The following is a 20,891-nucleotide window of genomic DNA, read 5'->3' on the forward strand; positions in this document are numbered from 1 at the left end:
ACCGTCGAACCTACCGCCCGGGGGTGACCGGAGCGTCACAGGAGGCCGGCGCTACCGTGACCGCCGTGCCAGCGAAGAAGAAGCCCAGGTCAAAGCAGCGAACCACGGAGCGGCGACGCAAACGGTGCTGGAAGACGGCGACCGTCGTCCTCCTCGTCGCGCTGTTCGGGCTGGCCTACTGCGCCGACGACCTGGCCTACGAGCTGCGGCTGGCGGGCACCCCCGGGACGTTCCGCGCGGTGGGCTGCCAGAGCGCCGGAAGCGGGCGGGGCTCCGGCACCACCTGCGCGGGCGAGTTCCGCTCCGACGACGGGAAGGTCGACGACCCGAACCTCTCGATCGACCGGGCCGTGCCGGTGCTGCGGCCCGTCCCGATGCAGCTGGACGCCCCGGACGACCTCCACGAGGTGGGCGCCGACACGATCGCCTACTCGCTGGCGCTGCTGCTGCTGGTCGTGGCGGTCGGCGCGTACGCCGTCGCGCTGGTGACCGAGCCGCCGAAGCGGAAGGTGGTGTCCCGCGGTGAGCGGATCGCCGGGCAGGTGATCACCTCCAGCGTGCTCGGCAGCGTCCTGGTGGCCACCGCCGGCGTGGTGATCTCGGCCTGGTCCTGACCGCGGGACGCGGCCCGGCCCACCGGCTCAGGCGTTGGGCTGGGTCAGCCAGTCCGCGGAGGGGCTGTCCAGCACGGTCTGCTGCGGGTCCCAGGTGCCGTACCGCGGGTTGACCGAGACCTTCAGTTCGGCGGAGGCCTGGGTGAGCAGCTGGTGCACGGCCTCGTTGCCGTCGTTGGTGCCGAGCTGGTTGCCGGTGAGCGCGGCCAGCTTCCACAGCCCGAGCTGCTCGCGGTAGAAGTCGTCGATCCGGGCGGCCGGCACCGCGTGCTTGAGCAGCAGCATCTGCTCCAGGCCGGCCTCGCCGCCCCACGCCTGGGCCTGCTCCTGCCGGGCCTGGTCGATCTCGGCCTGGGTGACGGTCAGGCCGTGCTCGGCGACCGCGTGGTCGACCACCTGCTCCAGCACCATGTTCGACACCGTCACCCCGACCAGGCCGCTCTGCTCCTGGTACGGGCCGCTGGAGTGGGCGGCCGCCTCGGTGCGGAACGCGGCGAGGCGGGCCTGCACCGAGGCGACCGAGATCCGGTCCGATCCGACCACCGCCGCGGTGCCGGTCCGCACCGGTCCGCCGCAGGCGGTCAGCACGGCCGCGGCCGCCAGGGCACCGAGGACGGGGACGGAACGGCGGAGCACGGAGCTGCTGCGGATCACGCGGGCCTCCCGGATGGCTCTGCTGACGGGAGATCAGAATAGGGACCGCGGAGCGCCGTTGCCCAGACGTCGGACCGGGCGGGTCACCCGGACGGGCGAACGACGACGGCCCGGCCGCCCCGCGGGGCGACCGGGCCGCGGCGCTACTTCCCGGTGCCGGCCAGCTCCTCGAACATCGCGCCGAGGAAGGTCCCGCACCAGGCCAGCAGCTCCCGTCCGACCACCGGCTTGCCGCCGATCCGGGCCGTGCTGGGTCGCGGCACCAGCACCTGCTGGGCGGCGGCCTTGACCTGGCTGCGCGGGTAGAGCCGGTTCAGCCGCAGCTGCTGCGACTCGCGGAACTCCACCGGCCCGAACCGGACGTTGGCACCCTGCAGCGTGATGTCCGCGATGCCGCACCGGCGGGCGTACAGCCGGAGTGCCGCCACCAGCAGCAGGTTCTCCACCGGGTCCGGCAACTTGCCGTACCGGTCGGTGAGTTCGGCGCGGACCTGCTCGATGTCGTCCTCCGAGGAGACCGCCGCGATCGCACGGTAGGCCTGCAACCGCAGCCGCTCGCCCGGCGCGTAGTCGTGCGGCACGTGCGCGTCCACCGGCAGCTCGATCCGGACCTCCAGCGGCTCCTCCTCCGGCTCGCCGCCGCCCGCCAGCGACTCGCGGAACTCGGCCACCGCCTCGCCGACCATCCGCATGTAGAGGTCGAAGCCGACCCCGGCGATGTGCCCGGACTGCTCGCCGCCGAGCAGGTTGCCGGCGCCGCGGATCTCCAGGTCCTTCATCGCGACGTACATGCCCGCGCCCATCTCGGTGTGCTGGGCGATGGTGGCGAGCCGCTCGTGCGCGGTCTCGGTGAGCGGCTTCTCCGGCGGGTAGAGCATGTAGGCGTAGCCGCGCTCCCGGCCACGGCCCACCCGGCCGCGCAGCTGGTGGAGTTGGGAGAGACCGAAGGTGTCGCCGCGCTCGACGATCAGGGTGTTGGCGTTGGAGATGTCGATCCCCGACTCCACGATCGTGGTGGAGACCAGCACGTCGAACTCCTTCTCCCAGAAGTCGACCACCACCTTCTCCAGTTGGGTCTCCCCCATCTGCCCGTGCGCGGTGGCGATCCGGGCCTCCGGGACCAGGTCCTTGAGCCGGGCGGCCGCCTTGTCGATCGACTCCACCCGGTTGTGGATGTAGAACACCTGTCCCTCGCGCAGCAGTTCGCGCCGGATCGCGGCGGAGATCTGCTTCTCGTCGTACGGGCCGACGAAGGTCAGCACCGGGTGGCGCTCCTCCGGCGGGGTGGTGATGGTGGACATCTCGCGGATGCCGGTGACCGCCATCTCCAGGGTTCGCGGGATCGGGGTCGCGGACATCGTCAGCACGTCCACGTTGGCCCGCAGCTTCTTCAACTGCTCCTTGTGCTCGACCCCGAAGCGCTGCTCCTCGTCGACGATGACCAGACCGAGGTCCTTGAACCTGGTCTCGGACGAGAACAGCCGGTGGGTGCCGATCACCACGTCCACCGAGCCGTCCCGCAGCCCCTCCAGCACCGCCTTCGCCTCGCTGTCGGTCTGGAACCGGGACAGCGCGCGGACGTTGACCGGGAAGTTGGCGTAGCGCTCGGCGAAGGTCGAGAAGTGCTGCTGCACCAGCAGCGTGGTGGGCACCAGCACCGCCACCTGCTTGCCGTCCTGGACCGCCTTGAAGGCCGCCCTCACCGCGATCTCGGTCTTGCCGTACCCGACGTCGCCGCAGATCAGCCGGTCCATCGGGACCGACTTCTCCATGTCCGCCTTCACCTCGGCGATGGTGGTCAGCTGGTCCGGCGTCTCCGCGTACGGGAAGGCGTCCTCCAGCTCGCGCTGCCACGGGGTGTCCGGGCCGAAGGTGTGGCCGGGCGCGGCCATCCGGGCCGAGTAGAGCCTGATCAGGTCGGCGGCGATCTCCTTGACCGCCTTCTTGGCCCGCTGCTTGGTCTTCGCCCAGTCCGCGCCGCCGAGCCGGTGCAGGGTCGGGGCCTCGCCGCCGACGTACTTGGTCACCTGGTCCAGCTGGTCGGTCGGCACGAAGAGCCGGTCGCCGGGGTGGCCGCGCTTGGCGGGCGCGTACTCCAGCACCAGGTACTCGCGGGTCGCGCCCTGCACGGTGCGCTGCACCATCTCGACGTACCGGCCGACCCCGTGCGCCTCGTGCACCACGAAGTCGCCGGCCACCAGGGCCAGCGGGTCGATCGCGTTGCGCCGCCGGGACGGCATCCGGCGCATGTCCTTGGTGGAGGAGCGCTGGCCGGACAGGTCGGTCTCGGTGATGACGGTGAGCTTGAGCGCCTCGTCCACGAAGCCGTGCTCGATCGAGCCGCAGGAGACGTAGACCACGTCCCGGGTCGGCGGCTCGGTCAGGTCGGTGGCCAGCCGGGCCGGGATGCCCTCGTTGCCGAGCACCTCGGCCAACCGGGCGGCCGGTCCGTGACCCTCGGTCACCATGACCACCCGCCAGTCCGCCGCCAGCCGCTCCTTGGCGTCGGCGATCGCCCGCGCGGTGTCACCGCGGTAGGCCTCGACCGCGTGCATGCCCAGGGTGCGGGTGTCCGGGTCGAACTCCAGCACCTCCGGCAGCGTGGCACCGGCCGCGTCGCTGGTCGCGAACGGGCTGACGGACCACCAGGGCAGCCCGATCCCGGCCGCGTGCTCGCGCACCTCGGCCAGCGAGCGCAGCGAGGCGGCCGAGACGTCGATCCCGGCCACGTCGATGGGGCGGTCCCCACCGGACGCGGCGGCCACCCAGGAGGCGTGCAGGAACTCCTGACTGGTCGCCACCAGGTCGGCGGCCCGGGTGCGGACCCGCTCCGGGTCGCAGACCACCGCCACGCTGCCGGCCGGCAGCACGTCCACCAGCAGCTCCATGTCGTCCACCAGGACCGGCGCCAGCGACTCCATGCCCTCGACCGCGATGCCCTCGGCGATCCGGTCCAGGATCTCGGCCAACTCCGGGTGTTCGGCGGCCAGTTCGGCTGCCCGGGCGCGGACCTGGTCGGTCAGCAGCAGCTCCCGGCAGGGCGGCGCCCACAGGCCGTGCTCGGCGACCTCCAGCGAGCGCTGGTCGGCGACCTTGAAGTACCGGATCTCCTCGATCTCGTCGCCCCAGAACTCCACCCGCAGCGGGTGCTCCTCGGTCGGCGGGAAGACGTCCAGGATGCCGCCGCGGACCGCGAACTCGCCGCGCTTCTCGACCAGTTCGACCCGGGCGTAGGCCGCGGCGGAGAGCCGTCGGGCGACCTCCTCCAGGTCGTGCGACTCGCCGCCGCGCAACGCCACCGGCTCCAGCTCGGCCAGCCCCTTCACCTGCGGCTGGAGCACCGAGCGGACCGGCGCCACCACCACCTGGACCGGGCCGGCCGTCACGTCGTCGGCGGCCGGGTGAACGATCCGGCGCAGCACCGCGAGCCGCCGTCCGACGGTGTCCGAACGTGGCGACAGCCGCTCGTGCGGCAGGGTCTCCCAGGCCGGGAACTCGGCCACCGAGTCCGGCGGCAACAGCGAGCGCAGGCTGGCCACGAGGTCCTCGGCCTCCCGCCCGGTGGCGGTCACCGCGAGCACCGGCCGACCCAGCTCGCCGGCCCGCGCCGCCAACGACCGGGCCAGCGCGGCGATCACGAACGGCCGGGCCGCGGGCGGGCCGACCAGGTCGAGGTGCTGGCGGTCCCCGGTGGCCGACGCCTCGATCGCCTCGGCGAGGGCGGCGTCGCGTACGACGACATCGAGCAGTCCGGTCAGGCTCATGAACTCTTCTTCGTCCCGTCGCTTCCAGGCGGAGCCCCCGGCACCGGTGGTCGGTCTGCGGCCGGGCAGCTTGATGGGCCCGGCACGCGGTGCGCGGGGGCCGGGTCACAGCCCAGGGTACGCCGAGCGGCCGACGCTGACGCGGCCAGCCACGGCCGGGCCGGATCCGCCGGACCGTACCTGCAGATCGAATGTCAGGAAGTGGACACACTCCTGTCACTGCGTGTCCATGGACGCCGCGCACCATGGATGTCGTGCCCGCCGCTCCAACCGTGGGGGATGGCAATGGTGGGCCGAACACACTCCGATGGGGGTCGGGGTGTGAGGCCGGGCGACCCTGGGTGGGGGCGCCCGCCCGACCGTCGGGAGTCGTGGCGCCCTTCCCTGAGGGCGCCACGGGTCCTGGCCGGGCACCCCTCCGGGGCGTCCACCACCCCTTCGGGTCGTCCTCGACCGAAATCCGTGCACGCAACGTGAGCACTCCCTAACCTGACCGTGACGGCGGCGCGGGCCGCCGTCCCGTGCGCTGGTAGGGGGTCGTCGTCATGCGCGTCGTCATCGCGGGGCAGGGCTACGTCGGGCTTCCGCTCGCCGTCCGGGCCGCCGAGGTGGGCCACCAGGTGGTCGGCTACGACGTGGACCGGCTGCGGATCGACCGGTTGCGGCGCGGCGAGTCCTACGTGGAGGACATCCCGGCCGAGCGGCTGCGGCCGCTGCTGGCGAGCGGCGCCTACCGGCCGTCCGACGACCCGGCCGAGGTCGCGGGCTTCGACGTCGCGGTGATCACGGTCCCCACCCCGCTCCGGGACGGCGTGCCCGACCTCTCCTACATCGAGGCCTCGGCCACCCTGCTGGCCGAGCACCTGCGGCCGGGCGCCACCGTGGTGCTGGAGTCCACCACCTACCCGGGGACCACCGAGGAGCTGCTCGCGCCGCTGCTGGAGAAGGGCTCCGGCCTGCTCGCCGGGCAGGACTTCCACCTCGGCTACAGCCCCGAGCGGATCGACCCGGGCAACCCGGTCTGGCGGCTGGAGAACACCCCGAAGGTCGTCTCCGGCACCGGGCCGGCCGCGCTGGCGGCGGTCGACGGCTTCTACCGGCAGCTGGTCGAGCGGACCGTGCCGGTCTCCTCCTGCAAGGAGGCCGAGCTGACCAAGCTGCTGGAGAACACCTTCCGGCACGTCAACATCGCGCTCGTCAACGAGCTGGCGATGTTCGCCCACGACCTCGGGATCGACGTCTGGGAGGCGATCGACGCCGCCTCCACCAAGCCCTTCGGCTTCCTGCCCTTCACGCCGGGCCCGGGCGTGGGCGGGCACTGCCTGCCGATCGACCCCTCCTACCTGTCCTGGCGGGTGGAGCGGGCCCTCGGGCACTCGTTCCGCTTCGTGGAGCTGGCCAACGACGTCAACAGCCACATGCCCGACTACGTGGTCCGCCGGCTGGCCGAGGCGCTGAACGAGCGGCAGCGCTCGGTGAAGGGCTCCCGGGTACTGCTGCTCGGGCTCGCCTACAAGAAGAACACCGGGGACGCCCGGGAGACCCCGGCGGCCCGGGTCGCCGAGCTGCTGGTCCGGATGGGCGCCGAGGTCCGGGCCGCCGACCCGCACGTGGTGACCGGGGTGCACGTCCCGGCGCAGGCCGGACCCGACCGGAGGGCCGCGTTCGCCGGGGTGCGCCGGGTGGAGGCCGGCGTCGAGGAGCTGGCGGCGGCCGACGCGGTGATCCTGCTCGCCGACCACGACGAGTTCGACTACCCGGCGATCACCACGCACGCCCGGTACGTGCTGGACTGCCGCCGCCGGCTGACCGGGGCGGCAGTCGAGGTGCTCTGACTCCCGGGCATGTCCCGGGCCGCTCCCGCGGCTCAGCCGCGGCGGCGGTGGACCGTGTTGGGCAGGGTGTCGAGGTCGGTGCCCTCGTCGATGATCACGATCTTCGGGATGACCCTGGTCTCGGCCGCCGCGTCCGTCGGGTGGGTGGGGATCAGCGCGGTCTCCTCCTCCGCCTCCGTCGGGTGGGTGGGGATCAGCGCGGTCTCCTCCTCCGGGTCCGTTGCCGGAGCCGGCGGCTCGGCCGGGGTGACCGGGATCACGGCGGTCTCCGCGGCGGCGGGGTCCACCACCGGCGAGACGTACGGCTGCGCGGCCGGCGGGGGCGGCGGGGTGGTGGGACGCGGCGGCAGCTTCGCGGCGCCGGCCTGTGCCACGCCGAGCCGGGGGTCCACCGGCGCGGGACCCTGGCGGACCTCGGGCGCGGCCTCACGCACGGCCGGGGGCAGCCGCAGCACGGTGGTCGGGGCGTCGGCCGTGGGGGCGTCGGTGGCCGTGAGCGCGTGGGACCCGAGGACCGGCCGGCGCACCTCACCGGTGTCTGCCTCCGGATCGGCGGGCTGCTCGACCGGCTGCTCGACCGGCTGCTCAACCGGCGGCAGCTGAGCGGCGGCCGGGGCCAGGGCCGGGGGCTCGGCGGGAGCCTCGCCGGGCTCGATCATCCCGACCGCCTTGCCGGTCAGCGAGGCCAGCGTGCCCTTGATGTGGTCCAGGTGGGTCTGCACGGTCTCCAGGCGCTCGGCGAAGTCCGCCTGCTCGGCCGCGATCACCCCGTTGATCCGCTCGGCCTCCCGGCGGCCGCGCTCGATCAGCTGGTCGGCCTTGGCCTGGGCGTCGGTGTCGATCTGCTTGATCAGGCCCAGCACCGAATCCCGGTACTGCTCGGCCTCCCGCAGCTGGCCCTCGACGGCGATCGAGATCCGGTTGTCCTCGGCGGCGGCCGCGGCCTCCTCGGCGGCGATCCGCTCGTCGGCCTCCCGGCGCAGCTCGGCCAGCTTCGCCTCGGCCCGCTCGCCGGCGTCGGCGGCGGCCACCCTGGTCCGGGCGGCCTCGGCGGTGGCGGCGTCCCGGATCGTCCGGGCGTCCTGCTCGGCCTCGGCGCGCAGCTTCTCGGCCTCGGCCCGGGTGTACTCCTCGGTGCGCAGGGCGGCCTGGTCGGCCTCCTCACGGCTCGCCGCGGCGTACTCGGCGGAGCTCCGGGCCAGTGTCCGGCCGGCCTCGTGGACCTCGTCGCGGGTGTCCTCGGCGAACCGCTCGGCCTTGTCCCGGACCGCCTGCGCCTCGTTCTCGGCGATCGCCATCAGCCCGGCGGCCTGCTCGCTGAGCACCGTGTAGTCCGGCTCCGGCGCGTCGACCACCGCCTGCTGGGCCTCGACCAGCTGGTACTCCAGGTCGCGGAGCTGTGCACCGAGCATGCTCAGCCGCTGCCAGGCCTCGTCCCGCTGGGCGGTCAGCACCGCCATCGCGTGGTCGACCTGGTCGGGCGCGTACCCGCGCCGGGCAGCGGTGAAGCCGTACGACGGGACGGCGTCGCTCATCTGTTCTTCCCCTCAGTGGCTGGGCGGCTGACTCGGGCGGTGGATACCTATCCTCTTGACCTATTTTGCGCAGATCATTCAGAAAGCCCAAGGAAGCGACACCCGCTGCCGCCTCCGGCCGGGACACCTACCCCGGCCGGGGGGCGGTCACGGCCCTACAGCAGTCCGTCCCAGAACTGCTCCAGGAGGACCGCCCACCAGGTGTCCGGCGCCTGGAGGGCAGCCGGGTCGACCGCCGCCAGCTCCGCCTGGAAGTCGGTGGTCCAGCGGCCGGCCTGGTCCGGGGTCAGGCCGTAGCGCAGCGGCCACATCCGACCGAGCAGAGCGAGCGACCGGACGAACTCCGGCACACCAGTATTGACGAAGCGCGGTGGCTCCCCGGTTCCCTCCAGGTCGACCGCGACCACCGCGGCCGTGCCGTACTGCACGCAGAGCTGCCGGCCGTAGTCGTTGCCGAGGACCAGGTAGCCACCCGCGTCCGGGGCGGCCGGCCGGCCGCGCTCGGCGGCCAGCTCGGCCAGCGTCGGGATCGGCCGGCCCTCCGGCGCGTGCGCCCAGAAGAACGGGCCGAAGTTGGTCGGCAGGCCCGCCCAGACCAGGGTCTGCGCCACCACCTCGGGCACCCCCTGCCGGGCCACCGCGCGCTGCTCGTAGCGGAACACCGCCGGGCCGAAGTACTGCCCCAGCTCGGCCGCCAGCTGCTGCGGTGCCAGCGGCGGCAGCGGGGCGGCCGGCGCCGGCAGCGGCGCGCGGACCGGACGCGGGCGCCGCGGACCGGACGCCAGCTGGTGCAGCTCGTCCAGGTGGTTCAGCAGGTGGGCCATGCCGGCCTGGCGGGCCGGCAGATCGCGACCGTAGGCGGCGGTGTGGCTGACCCGGACGTTCGGCCAGGAGGCCTTGATCAGCCGGGCGCAGTAGCCGCCCGGCAGGTCGCAGGACTCCAGCTCGGTGTGCAGCTCCAGGACCTGCTCCGGCGGCACGTTCAGCCGGCGCAGCTCCTGCAGGATCCGCCACTCCGGGTGCGGGGTGCCCGGCTCGCTGCGCTGCATCACCTTCTGCTCGGAGCCGTCCGGCGCCCGGTAGCTGAGCACCGCGAGGTAGCCCGGGCCGACCGTGGGCACGCCGGGCGGCACCGGCGCGCCCTGCGGCGGCAGGCCGGGCACCGGCGCGGCGGCACCGGGCAGGCCGGGACCCGCGGGGGTGCCCGGACCAGGCGGGGACGGGACCGCCGAGGCGAGCTGGGTGGCCGCCTGGGCCATCCCGGCGGCGGCCGCCGAGGGGTGGGCGGCCTTGGCGGTCACCGCGTCGGCCAGGTCGGCCGCGCCCTGCGACGGGACGGCGGCCGGGGGCGGCGGGACGGCCGCACCGGCACGCAGCCCGGCGGGCGGCGGCGGGGGCGGGGCGCTGCCCGCCGAACGGCCGGTGGACGCGGCGGCCGGGCCCTCCGCCGGGTGGCCACCCGAGTGCAGCAGACCGCCCGGCGGGGGCGGCGGCGGGGCGCTGGCGGGGCCCCGGCCACGGCCGGGGCCGGCGGCCGGGCCGGCCGGGGCCGCCGGGCCGCGAAGGCCGGCCGGGGGCGGGGGCGGGGGGACGCTCTCGGAGTTGCGTCCGAGACCGGGCGCGCCGGGGGCGGGGGCCGGGGGCGCACTCGGGGCGCCGGGGGCGCCGGGGGCGCCGGGCAGGCCCATCAGACCGGGCACGCCGCCGTCCGCGGGGGCCAGCATGGTCGGCGCGTACTCGATCGCCGGGGCCGCCGGCGTACCGGGGGCACCCGGCAGGCCCATCAGACCGGGCACGCCGTCCGCGGGGGCCAGCATGGTCGGCGCGTACTCGACGGCCGGCGCGGGCGGCGTGGCCGGCACGGGCGGCACGGGCGGCGCGTACTCGACGGACGGGCCGCCCGGGAGGTCGCCGGGGGCGGCCAGCACGGTCCGGGCGTAGTCACCCGGCGCGTAGTCACCCGGCGCGGGGGCGGCCGGCGCGGCGGGATCCTCCAGCGCGGGCATCGGCACGGTGATCGCGCCCGGTGGCACCTTCGGCGCGGGCGCGGCGTCGGCGCCCGCGTCCACCAGCTGGAAGCCCTCGGGCAGCGGCATGGTCGCGCCCTCGGGAACGGCCGCGTTCGGCATGGCGGGCGGGGTCGCCGAGCGCTCCCAGCTGGGCGGCGGCGCGAGCACGGTCGGCGCCTCGCCGGCCGGACGGTCGGAGGCCGGCGGCGCGGTCAGCACCGCGGGCGCCGGCGGCGGGTCCGCCGGAACGGGCGGTGCGGGCGGGACCGGCGGCAGGTCCACGGCCGGCGCGGGAGCGGCCGCGGGGGCGACCGGATCGACCGCCGCCTTCCCCAGCCGAACCGCCTCCGCGGCGATCGCCGCCTCCCCCGCCTCCTGCATCCACTGCGGCGGGCTGAGCAGGAACGAGGTGGCCTCGACCGGCCCCGGCAGCGGCTTGGCGCCGCCGGCCGGCGCGGACCCGACCGGCCGCCCGTACTCCTCCTCGTAGCGCCGGACCACCTCGTTGACCGGCAGCGCCGGCCAGAGCGTGCTGGCCCCGGTCTCCCGGGCGATCACCAGCTTGACCGCGCCGCCGTCCGAGGACGGGCCGCCGGCCCGGTCCTCGGCCCAGCAGACGAAGCCTAGGTCGAACTCCCGCACCCGGACCTCGCGCTGCTGGAACGGCGGCATCCCGCCGTTGATCCAGTCCGCCGCCAGGTCCTGCGCCTGCGCGTACGTCACCATGCCCGGTCCGCCCCTACCTTTCCCGCCACTGCCACCGCTGCCCTGCCGTCACCCGGTGCCCGTGTCACGGCACCGGCACCGCGCGGGCGAACCCGCCGTCCACCATCAGCTCCGCCACCGTCTCCAACTCCGGCGGGCCGCCGGCCAGTCGGAGCAGGAAGTCGTCGAAGTCGTCCCCGCACGGCAGCAGCAGCCGTTCGACCCGCTCCGCGGGCTCCTCGGGCGCGCCGGTGTCGCGGGCGTCGTCGTACAGGCAGCACCAGACCGAGCCGATCCGGTCGCCGCGCACCTTCAGCGCGAGGATGCCGCCCTGGGCGTAGGCGATGCCCAGGTAGTCCTTGGTCAGGTGGTCGCGCAGGCACTTGTTGGCGTAGACCAGGTCCTCGACCCCGTAATCCTCACGCAACGTCAGGAACGGCTGGTCGAGCAGGAGTCCGAGCTCGGGGTCGAGCGCGACCCCGACCGGGCCCCGGCCGCCGCCCAGCTTGAGGAAGCTCCGGTAGGCCCCGGGCAGCCGGTAGCCCAGCCGCTCCTCGGCCGCCAGGATCAGGTCCTCCGGGACGCTGACCGGGTCGCCGCCCTCCTTGGAGAGCGAGAAGTGCGCGCTGCGCCGCTCCTGCAACGGCCGGGTGCCGCGCCGGGTGTGGTCGGCGGCCGAACGGGCCAGCCCGCCGTGGTGCCGCAGCAGCGCCTTGACCTCGACCGGGACCAGCTCCATCCGGCGCCAGCCGGGCTCGGCCCCGCCGACCGCGTGGTGCCAGGTCCAGCCGGGCGGGGTGGCCACCGGGCAGGCCAGGTCGGCCCAGAGCTCGTGGCCCTCGGTGAACAGCGCGGCGTTGGCCGAGACGTAGTCGGTCAGCCGCAGCTCGTCCACGCCGAAGCCCTCGGGCGGGTCGGCCACCTCGGCCGCCGCCCGGGCGTACCGGCCGAAGTCCGGGTAGCCCCGGTCGTCCACCCGCACCCCGGCGGGGTACCTCTCCGCCCGTACCGGGTCCGGAAACTGCACCACCTGACCCGCGTAGGCCGCGTTGGGCGCGGCGGCGGTGCCGGGCCGACCTGTCGTCATCTGGGAGCCCCCACTGGCTGAAGCCGATTGCTGCCCACCAGGGTATGTGGTCGGGGTCCGGCACGGTTCCCCCGCCCGGCGGAACGGGCGGGCGGGAGATCCGTGGCGAGTTGTGAACGAGTGGTGGATGTCTGACGTGCCCTCCGTACACCCTCGGGCACCCCGGGTCATCAGTTGTCCGAGGCATTTGGCAGGCTGGGCGTTTACACGCTGGCCGGTCCAGCGGACCAACAGTCACCCGGGCAACGCCGCCTGGAACGGAGGGAGCAGCCGTGGAGCACCGCCAGTCCAGCCCTTCCCCGGCCGGTCCGCCGCCCGGCACGGTGCCGGTCCCGCCCCCGCCGTCCGCGCCCCTGCTGCGCCACCACCGGGACAGCCTGCTGCCCACGGTGGCCGCCGCGCTCTCGCTGCGCGGTGGGGAGGTGCACACCCTGGCCGGCCGCAAGGCGGACGAGCGGCCCGAGTTGCACCCGCTGATAGCCGACTTCCTGGACCGGCTGCCGACCGAGCACCGGGAACGGTTCACCGGCCGCTGCCCGGAGGCGGTGCTGCTCTCCCGCTACCTCACCACGGTGGACACCGGCCGTTCCAAGCGCGCCGCCCGCAAGCCGCTGAGCCTGCACGAGGCCCGCAAGGCGCTCAAGGGCGCCAAGCTCACCACCGTGCGGATCCGCGAGGAGGACGACCCGGCACACGGCACCCACGCGCCGCTCTGCCGCTCCTGCGAACCGCTGCTCGACCACCTCGCCGTGCTGAGCGTCGCGGTCGCTCCGCAGGCCTGACCGCGCCCGCACGCCGCGTTCCCGTCCTCGAGTCCGGAGTACGTCCTGAACCCGCTCGCCACCCCCTCCGCCGGAGAGACCCGCCCCCAGCCGCCGGCCGGACGCGGTTCCACCCCCCGGTTCTCCGCCGACGTCGCCGCCGCGCTCAAGCAGGCCGGCTGGCACCCCGGCCGGTGGGAGATCCGCCGCGCCGAGGAGTGGGCCGACCAACTGCTCGCCCACCCGGGCGCGGTGCCGCACGCGGTCTTCCCCGCCGCGGTGGAGGCCTGGGCCGAGTTCGGCGAGCTCGCCTTCGACCTCTCCGGCGCCGGTCGGCAGGTGGCCCGCACCCCGTTCCGGCTCGACCCGCTCTGCGGCCTGCACCTCCCGCGCTCGCTGGCCGACCTGGGCCGCGCGCTGGACGCCCGGGTGGCGCCGCTGGGCGAGGAGCGGCACGGCCAGGCACTGCTCGCGGTGGACGAGGCGGGCCGGGTCTTCAGCCTGGACCACACCGGTGAGTGGTACCTGGGCGCGGACGTCGACCAGGCGGTCTCCACGCTGGTGCTCGGCACCCTCCCGGAGCGGCTGCGGCCTGCCCACTGACCCGGCCGCGACACGCCGGGCCAGGTAAAACTTCGGTGCGGACTCGGCGTGGGCGCGGTGCCTCAGGTCAACGGATCGCTGCGGACCGCCAGCCGGGAGGGCAGCATCGCCTCCACCCGGAAGCCGCCGTCCCGCTCCGGCCCGGCCAGGAAGCTGCCACCCAGCGCCAGCACCCGCTCGCGCATCCCGACCAGCCCGTTGCCCCCGCTGGGCAGCGCGACCTGCTCGCCGCCGCCCGAACGGCCGTTCACCACGGCCACCCGTACCCCGTTCGGCACGTAGGCCAGCAGCACCGACACCCGGGCCCCGCCGGCGTGCTTGTGCGCGTTGGTCAGCCCCTCCTGCACCACCCGGTAGGCGGTCTGCTCGGCCTCCCCGGTGTACCGCGGCCCGCTGCCGGTGACCTTGAACGTCACGGTCATCCCGGCCGCCCGGGACTGGTCCACCAGCCGCGGCAGCTCGGCCAGCCCGGCGGCCGGCGCCCCGTCGACCCGCTCCTCCGACATCCGCAGCACGCCGAGGATCTCGCGCAGCTCGTTGAGCGCCTGCCGTCCGGTCTCGGCCATCAGCCGGGCGCTGTTCGCCGCCTTCTCCGGGTCCTTGCCGACGATCCGCTCCAGCGCGCCGGCGTGCACCACCATCAGGCTCACCCGGTGCGCCACCACGTCGTGCATCTCCCGGGCGATCCGGGTGCGCTCCTCCAGCCGGGCCCGCCGGGCGCGCTCACGGGCCTGCTCGGCGAGCAGGTCGAGCTCGGTCTCCAGGCCGTGCGCGCGGTCCTTGAGCGACTCGACCAGCCGCCGCCGGGCCCCGAGGTAGAGGCCGGTGACCACCGGCAGCACGGTCAGCCCGAGCGACACCAGCGCCGCGATCAGCGTGAACACCCAGGTCGGCGGAAGCGTCTCACCGGGGTTGGGCGCCGAGGTGAGCAGTGAGAAGAGCACCATGCCGAAGGTTTCCAGGAAGACCGCGACGCACAGCGCGAGCACCGGCCGGCGGCGCGACGGCCAGGTCCAGGTGCCCGCCAGGGTGTACAGCGAGACGACCACCAGCAGGATCCCGAAGAGCCCGGGCACCAGCACGATCGAGACCAGCACCGGGATGGCCGGCCAGCGCCGGCGGACCAGCAGCGTGGCTCCCCCGAGCCCGCCGATCACCATCGCGGCGATCGTCGGCACCGGCCCCAGGTGCAGCCGGTCACCCACGAACGAATAGCCGCCCGCCGCGCACTCCAGCGCGGCCAGTGCGGCCAGTCCCGCGTCCAGGAGCGCGCTTCGCCGACGCTCCCACCACCACAGGCCGCGGGCCGGCGTGCCCTCCCCCGACGACATGCTCATAGCGGACAGCCTAAGCGAGCGGCGCCGGCCGTCCCATCGGGTTACCCCTACTATCCGGGTGCCTCCGGAACATCTGTCCGGCATCCGGCCACCACCGCGTCCGGACGACCCGCGCCACCTATGCTGTTGCGCGTCGGACAGCGCGGTCCGCCGTAGCCGAACCCCACCACCCCAGGGAGCCAGCCGTGACCGCAAAGGTCCCAACCCCGGCCGACCACCCGAGTGCCGATCCGGCCGCCGACAACGCCGCCCTGCGGGCCGACATCCGCCGGCTCGGCGATCTGCTCGGCGAGACGCTGGTGCGCCAGGAGGGCGCCGAGGTGCTCGGTCTGGTCGAACAGGTCCGGCTGCTGAGCCGGACGGACGGCGAGGCCACCGCCGAGCTGCTCGGCAACATCGACCTGGAGACCGCGGCCAAGCTGGTGCGCGCCTTCTCCACCTACTTCCACCTGGCCAACGTCACCGAGCAGGTGCACCGCGGCCGCGAGTTCGCCGCCCGTCGCGCCCGCGAGGGCTCGCTGCTCTCGCAGACCGCCGACCAGCTCACCGACGCCGACCCCAAGCACCTCGCCGACACCCTGGCCCACCTGGCCGTCCGTCCGGTCTTCACCGCGCACCCCACCGAGGCGGCCCGCCGCAGCGTACTCAACAAGCTCCGCCGGATCGGCGAGCTGCTGGAGCGGATCCACCGCGAGCACCTGGCCTCCGGCCTCTCCACCGCCGACCCGGAGCGGCACTCCTCGGCCCGCCGCTCGGCCGACCGCCGGCTCGCCGAGGTGATCGACCTGCTCTGGCAGACCGACGAACTGCGGATCGCCCGCCCCGAGCCCACCGACGAGGCCCGCAACGCCGTCTACTACCTGGACGAGCTGTACCGCGAGGCCGTCCCGGAGGTGCTGGAGGAGCTGCACGAGGAGCTGGCCCGGGTCGGCGTCACCGTCCCCGAGGGCGTCCGTCCGCTCAGCTTCGGCACCTGGATCGGCGGCGACCGGGACGGCAACCCCAACGTCACCCCGCAGGTCACCTGGGACGTGCTCAACCTGCAGCACGAGTACGGCATCAAGGACGCCCTGGACACCATGGACGACCTGCGGGGCTCGCTCTCCACCTCGGTCCGGCTGGCCGGCGCCTCCGCCGAGCTGCTGGAGTCGCTGGACGCCGACCTCAAGCTGCTCCCCGAGCTGAGCCCGCGCTACAAGCGGATGAACGCCGAGGAGCCCTACCGGCTCAAGGCCACCTGCATCCGGCTCAAGCTGGAGAACACCCGCGAGCGGCTCGCCAACGGCACCCCGCACGTCGTCGGCCGCGACTACCTGGGCACCCACGAGCTGATCACCGACCTCAAGCTGATCCAGGACTCGCTGCGCAGCCACCGCGGCGAGCTGATCGCCGACGGCCGACTCGCCCGGGCGATCCGCACCGTCGAGGCGTTCGGCCTCCAGCTCGCCACCATGGACGTCCGCGAGCACGCCGAGGCGCACCACCACGCGCTCGGCCAGCTCTTCGACCGGCTCGGCGAGGAGGCCTGGCGCTACGCCGACATGCCGCGCGAGTACCGCCAGCGGCTGCTCGCCAAGGAGCTGCGCTCGCGCCGCCCGCTGGCCCCCACCCCGGCCCCGCTGGACGACGCCGGCACCCGCACGCTGGGTGTCTTCAACACCATCCGGGAGGGCTTCGAGCGGTTCGGCGACGAGATCGTCGAGAGCTACATCATCTCGATGTGCCAGGGCGCCGACGACGTCTTCGCGGCGGCCGTGCTGGCCCGCGAGGCCGGCCTGATCGACCTGCACGCCGGGATCGCCAGGATCGGCATCGTGCCGCTGCTGGAGACCACCGACGAGCTGCAGCAGGCCGACCGGATCCTCGACGAGATGCTCGCCGACCCGTCCTACCGGCTGCTGGTCTCGCTGCGCGGCGACGTCCAGGAGGTCATGCTCGGCTACTCGGACTCCTCCAAGTTCGGCGGCATCACCACCTCGCAGTGGGAGATCCACCGGGCCCAGCGCCGGCTGCGCGACGTGGCCCACCGCTACGGGATCCGGCTGCGGCTCTTCCACGGCCGCGGCGGCACGGTCGGCCGCGGCGGCGGCCCCTCGCACGAGGCGATCCTGGCCCAGCCGTGGGGCACCCTGGAGGGCGAGATCAAGGTCACCGAGCAGGGCGAGGTGATCTCCGACAAGTACCTGCTCCCCTCGTTGGCCCGGGAGAACCTGGAGCTGACCCTCTCCGCCACGCTGGCCGCCTCCGCGCTGCACACCCGGCCCCGACAGGCCCCCGAGGAGCTGGCCCGCTGGGACGCCGCGATGGACAGGGTCTCGGAGGCCGCGCACACCGCCTACCGCGGCCTGGTCGATCAGGAGGACCTGCCGAAGTACTTCTTCGCCGCCACCCCGGTCGACCAGCTGGCCTCGCTGCACCTGGGCTCCCGCCCGTCCCGCCGGCCCGACTCCGGCGCCGGCCTGGACGGCCTGCGGGCCATCCCGTGGGTCTTCGGCTGGACCCAGTCCCGCCAGATCGTGCCCGGCTGGTACGGCGTCGGCTCGGGCCTGGCCGCCGCCCGTGCGGCCGGCCTGGGCGACGTGCTGGACGAGATGTACGGCCAGTGGCACTTCTTCCGCAACTTCCTGTCCAACGTCGCGATGACGCTGGCCAAGACCGACCTGCGGATCGCTCGGCACTACGTCGAGCAGCTGGTCCCGGCCGAGCTGCAACACGTCTTCGACCAGATCACCGCCGAGCACGAGCTGACCCTCAAGGAGGTGCTGCGGCTCACCGGCGAGAGCGAACTCCTCGAGTCCAACCCGGTGTTGAAGCAGACCTTCCGGGTCCGCGACGCCTACCTCGACCCGATCTCCTACCTCCAGGTGGCCCTGCTCCGCCGCCAGCGCGAGGAACTCGCCGCCGGCCGCCCCGAAGACCCGCTGCGCGCCCGCGCCCTGCTGCTCACCGTCAACGGCATCGCCGCCGGCCTGCGCAACACCGGCTGACGGTCAGCACGACAACGACAGCCCCCGCGCCGCGCGGAACACCGGCCGGGGGCTGTCGAGTATCAGGGGCCGGGCAGCGGTCACCGAGGGAAGGCAGTAGCCCGCACCCCGGCTACGAACGCCTGCCAGGAGTCGCCAGGGAAGATCAGCGCGGGCCCATGGGGGTCCTTCGAGTCCCGGACCACGGCCTCACCGGCGGCGGACGCGGTGGCGCACTCGACGCAGTTCTCCTGACCGTTGCTGTAGGAGGACTTTCGGAAGTTCAGACCATGGGCGGAAGCGTCGGAGTAGTGGGTCATGTGGTCAGCCTGTCTTTCAGATCGGTGATGAATTCGAGCGACTTCTCCAGAGACATGGCCTCGGCGGTGACCTTCTGAAAGATCGCTTTGTACCGGCCTACATCGGAGTGGTCCTCGATCCAGAGACTGCTTGCCGCAGTCGGGACAAGAACGACGTCGAGATCGTTCTGGTGTGGGAAGTTGAGCCCGGTGAACGCGCCGTCCATGCCCGGATGCACAGCGGCCTCGATCGGCATGACCTGGATGTTCACGTTGGACAGGCGGGTCAGACTGACGAGCCGCTCCAGTTGGCCCGCCATCACGCCTGGGGAACCCACGCGCGCCCGCAGGGCCGCCTCGTTCACCACGCCCCAGACCTCTGGCGGGTTCGGCCGAGTGAGGATCGACTGCCGCGCCATGCGCACTTCGACCTGGGCATCGATACCGAGGGCCGGGTTCCCCAGTTGCGTGATGACGGTCCGTGCGTAGTCCGCAGTCTGGAAGAGCCCTGGGACGAAGAACGTCTCGTACAGCTTGATCTCCGACGCCTCGGCTTCGAGAGCGATGAGGTCGCTGAGTCGTGGTGTCAGAACCTCCCGGTAACTCTGCCACCAACCACGCTTCGCGGCGTTCCGGGTGACCTCCAGGAGAACCTTGGTGAGCTCGCTGTCGGCGCCGTAGAACTCGAGGAGTTCGGCAACCTCCTTCTCGTGTACCGCAACCTTGGCGTTTTCCATGCGGCTGATCTTGGAGACACCCCACCGAGGGAGGCTGTTGCTGACATCCTCAGCCGACAAGCCCTTTGCCTCGCGGAGTCGGCGCAGCTCGGCGCCAAGTTGCCTACGTCGAACGGTCTGCGCGAGTGCCACTGTCCCTCTCCCGTAGCTGTTGCTGGATCAGTTTGCCGGGCTGCCGGCGGCCTTCGCTACCGGCAGCTGTGACTCTAGGCGGGCGAATCGAGGTTCGATAAGCAAATTTGCTAGTTGCTATCGCCGCCTTGCACTCCGGATCCACCTTGCCCCATGCTGTGAGTAGCGAGATGCTCTCGGTGAGTGATCATTTGCCGAGAGTCCCACGCTCGCATTCAGCCGTCGCCTGGGCGCTGTTGCTGCGCGCCCACTTCATTCAGCAGCCGTGTCGCGAGGGAGCTTCACCATGCCCGAAATGCTCGATCGTCCACCGGAGTTGGCCGGCAAGGAAGACTGCTGGCTGCCGCGCAGTGCCAGATCCCCGAGACTCGCAAGGCAGTTACTGGCGAGGCTGCTCGCACGCGTGGTCGGTGGGGAGCGGTTCGCGGAGGACGGCCTACTCGTGCTCGACGAGTTGGCCTCGAACGCGGTGCGGCACGGGAGTCCCCGGGGGTGCCTGATCCGGGTGCGCCTGGAGGTGGATGCGGAGCGGTTGCGGATCGAGGTGCACGACGCCGGCAGCGCTCCACCCGAACTGCGCGAGCCGGGCCCGGAAGATGAGGCCGGGCGTGGACTGCTGCTGGTCAACTCACTCTCGGCGGACTGGGGTTGGCGTCCGCGTGGTGCGCAGGGGATCGGGAAGATCACGTGGGCTGTGGTTGCTCCGGCGGATGGTGGATCGATGCCTCGTCAGGCCGAGAGGCACGGTGCGGAGTGACGAGTGAGAAGGGCCTCGGCCCGGTGACGGTCGAGCTGACCGGGATCGCGCAACCCGCGACGTTCGCGCGGGTGTCGGACGCGCTCGCGGCGCTCTGGGAGTCGATCCGCGTCCTACCGCTGGGCAGCCTTCAGCACAACTGGTTCCGGGAGATGCTGACCGGCCCGGAGGCCCTCCCCCGCACGGAGGAGAGCCTGCAGCGGCACGGCGAGGGCCTGGAACTGCCGTTCACGCTCGCGGACGGCCCCCACCTGCTGACGCTGCGCCCGGCCGTGCGGGTCAGCTCTCGGCCGCGGGACCGCCGGCGCGGCGGCGCTTGAGCCAGAGGGCACCGCCGCCGCCCGCGACCAGGAGGCCGCCGGCCACCGCGACCAGGCCCGCGTCGCCGCCGATCGATCCGATGAAGCCGCCCGCCAACTGGTCGGAGACCTCGCCGGTGCCGGGGGTCGCCGAGGGCGAGGGCGTCGGGGTCGGGTCGGACACCAGGTCGGCGACCTGGGTCGGGTCGTCGCCGGCGGACCGGACGCGGTACACCGGCCGTGCCTCGCCGAGCGCGACGCCGACCCGGTGGCCGGGGTAGGTCGTGCCGGACGGAGCGGGGGCCGGGGACGGGGCCGAAGTGGTCGGGCAGCCGTCGGGCCGGGCCGGGTCGGACGGCGTCGGGGAGGGAGAGACCGACACCGGTGCCGAAGCCGAGACCGACGGAGACGGGGTGGGCGAGCCGGTGGGGCAGGACGAGTCGCTCGCCGAAGCGCTGGCGGACGGGCCGACCGCGGTGGGCGCGGCGCTCGGACCGGGGTGCCCGTCGCCCGGGTCGGCCGTGGCCGACGGCGAGGCCTGACCGCTCGTCGAGGGGGCCGGCGAGGCGGCGGGTTCGGCCGCCCGCGCGCTCGGCACCGCGCCGATCAACACCACCGCGAGCAATGCCGTTCCGGCCATCGCCCGACCGCCCGCAACCCGTGCCGTACCCAACCGCCCAGCGCCCACCAGCGCCCCCACCTTCCCAAGTCCGGCTCGACCGTACCCGATCACCCGGACCGGTCCGGCACCGGATCCCGGGCCGCGGGCAAGAGTTGTACTACTGTTGCCCGGCGCG

Annotated in this window: 16 protein-coding genes; 7 read left to right on the forward strand and 9 right to left on the reverse strand. The window is 73.8% G+C overall.

What is annotated here, in order from left to right:
* Positions 1–65 precede the first annotated feature (65 nt).
* The gene (locus ACIGXM_RS07965) at positions 66–614 is read left to right on the forward strand and encodes a hypothetical protein (protein ID WP_396558023.1); all 549 of its coding nucleotides are present in this window, start codon (positions 66–68) and stop codon (positions 612–614) included.
* Positions 615–641: 27 nt separating this feature from the next.
* Here the strand turns inward: ACIGXM_RS07965 and ACIGXM_RS07970 are convergent, their stop codons facing one another.
* Entirely contained in the window at positions 642–1,268 is a 627-nt protein-coding gene (locus ACIGXM_RS07970) for a hypothetical protein (protein ID WP_396558025.1), read from the reverse strand.
* A gap of 143 nt (positions 1,269–1,411) precedes the next feature.
* Positions 1,412–5,032, reverse strand: a complete 3,621-nt coding sequence (gene mfd / locus ACIGXM_RS07975) for a transcription-repair coupling factor (RefSeq protein WP_396558027.1) — start codon at positions 5,030–5,032, stop codon at positions 1,412–1,414.
* A 545-nt stretch (positions 5,033–5,577) separates the two neighbouring features.
* On the opposite strand from mfd, the gene ACIGXM_RS07980 reads away from it, so the two are divergent.
* The gene (locus tag ACIGXM_RS07980) at positions 5,578–6,867 is read left to right on the forward strand and encodes a nucleotide sugar dehydrogenase (protein WP_396558029.1); all 1,290 of its coding nucleotides are present in this window, start codon (positions 5,578–5,580) and stop codon (positions 6,865–6,867) included.
* Between the two features lie 32 nt (positions 6,868–6,899).
* Here the strand turns inward: ACIGXM_RS07980 and ACIGXM_RS07985 are convergent, their stop codons facing one another.
* The 3 genes from ACIGXM_RS07985 to ACIGXM_RS07995 form a co-directional block, all read right to left on the reverse strand.
* Entirely contained in the window at positions 6,900–8,402 is a 1,503-nt protein-coding gene (locus ACIGXM_RS07985) for a hypothetical protein (protein WP_396558031.1), read from the reverse strand.
* A gap of 155 nt (positions 8,403–8,557) precedes the next feature.
* Positions 8,558–11,137, reverse strand: coding sequence for an SUKH-4 family immunity protein (locus ACIGXM_RS07990; RefSeq protein ID WP_396558033.1), 2,580 nt, complete (start codon positions 11,135–11,137; stop codon positions 8,558–8,560).
* A 64-nt stretch (positions 11,138–11,201) separates the two neighbouring features.
* Positions 11,202–12,203: an SMI1/KNR4 family protein gene (locus ACIGXM_RS07995; RefSeq protein WP_396558035.1), complete on the reverse strand. Its 1,002-nt coding sequence runs from the start codon at positions 12,201–12,203 to the stop codon at positions 11,202–11,204.
* A gap of 272 nt (positions 12,204–12,475) precedes the next feature.
* On the opposite strand from ACIGXM_RS07995, the gene ACIGXM_RS08000 reads away from it, so the two are divergent.
* Positions 12,476–12,985 carry a YwqJ-related putative deaminase gene (locus ACIGXM_RS08000; RefSeq protein WP_396558037.1) on the forward strand — a complete coding sequence of 170 codons (510 nt, stop codon included), beginning with the start codon at positions 12,476–12,478 and terminating at the stop codon, positions 12,983–12,985.
* Positions 12,986–13,030: 45 nt separating this feature from the next.
* Positions 13,031–13,567, forward strand: coding sequence for an SUKH-3 domain-containing protein (locus ACIGXM_RS08005; RefSeq protein ID WP_396558370.1), 537 nt, complete (start codon positions 13,031–13,033; stop codon positions 13,565–13,567).
* A 62-nt stretch (positions 13,568–13,629) separates the two neighbouring features.
* On the opposite strand, the gene ACIGXM_RS08010 is transcribed toward ACIGXM_RS08005, so the two are convergent.
* Positions 13,630–14,904, reverse strand: coding sequence for a sensor histidine kinase (locus ACIGXM_RS08010; RefSeq protein ID WP_396558039.1), 1,275 nt, complete (start codon positions 14,902–14,904; stop codon positions 13,630–13,632).
* 185 nt (positions 14,905–15,089) lie between these two features.
* Between ACIGXM_RS08010 and ppc the strand changes: the two genes are divergently transcribed.
* Positions 15,090–17,891 (forward strand): phosphoenolpyruvate carboxylase, encoded by a 2,802-nt coding sequence (gene ppc, locus ACIGXM_RS08015; RefSeq protein WP_396558041.1) that lies wholly within the window; start codon positions 15,090–15,092, stop codon positions 17,889–17,891.
* 80 nt (positions 17,892–17,971) lie between these two features.
* Here the strand turns inward: ppc and ACIGXM_RS08020 are convergent, their stop codons facing one another.
* Together ACIGXM_RS08020 and ACIGXM_RS08025 are read right to left on the reverse strand one after the other, a co-directional pair.
* On the reverse strand, positions 17,972–18,190 hold the full coding sequence (locus ACIGXM_RS08020) for a DUF397 domain-containing protein (RefSeq protein ID WP_396558043.1): 219 nt from the start codon (positions 18,188–18,190) through the stop codon (positions 17,972–17,974).
* Positions 18,187–19,038, reverse strand: coding sequence for a helix-turn-helix domain-containing protein (locus tag ACIGXM_RS08025; RefSeq protein WP_396558045.1), 852 nt, complete (start codon positions 19,036–19,038; stop codon positions 18,187–18,189). The genes ACIGXM_RS08020 and ACIGXM_RS08025 overlap by 4 nt, the downstream gene beginning before the upstream one ends.
* 286 nt (positions 19,039–19,324) lie before the next feature.
* On the opposite strand from ACIGXM_RS08025, the gene ACIGXM_RS08030 reads away from it, so the two are divergent.
* Positions 19,325–19,795, forward strand: coding sequence for an ATP-binding protein (locus tag ACIGXM_RS08030; protein ID WP_396558047.1), 471 nt, complete (start codon positions 19,325–19,327; stop codon positions 19,793–19,795).
* Positions 19,792–20,115, forward strand: a complete 324-nt coding sequence (locus tag ACIGXM_RS08035; RefSeq protein ID WP_396558049.1) for a hypothetical protein — start codon at positions 19,792–19,794, stop codon at positions 20,113–20,115. The genes ACIGXM_RS08030 and ACIGXM_RS08035 overlap by 4 nt, the downstream gene beginning before the upstream one ends.
* Here the strand turns inward: ACIGXM_RS08035 and ACIGXM_RS08040 are convergent.
* Positions 20,075–20,734, reverse strand: coding sequence for a hypothetical protein (locus ACIGXM_RS08040; RefSeq protein ID WP_396558050.1), 660 nt, complete (start codon positions 20,732–20,734; stop codon positions 20,075–20,077). The genes ACIGXM_RS08035 and ACIGXM_RS08040 overlap by 41 nt on opposite strands.
* Positions 20,735–20,891: the final 157 nt, after the last annotated feature.

This window comes from Kitasatospora sp. NPDC052896 (assembly GCF_044547075.1).
In the GTDB taxonomy this organism is placed as follows: domain Bacteria; phylum Actinomycetota; class Actinomycetes; order Streptomycetales; family Streptomycetaceae; genus Kitasatospora.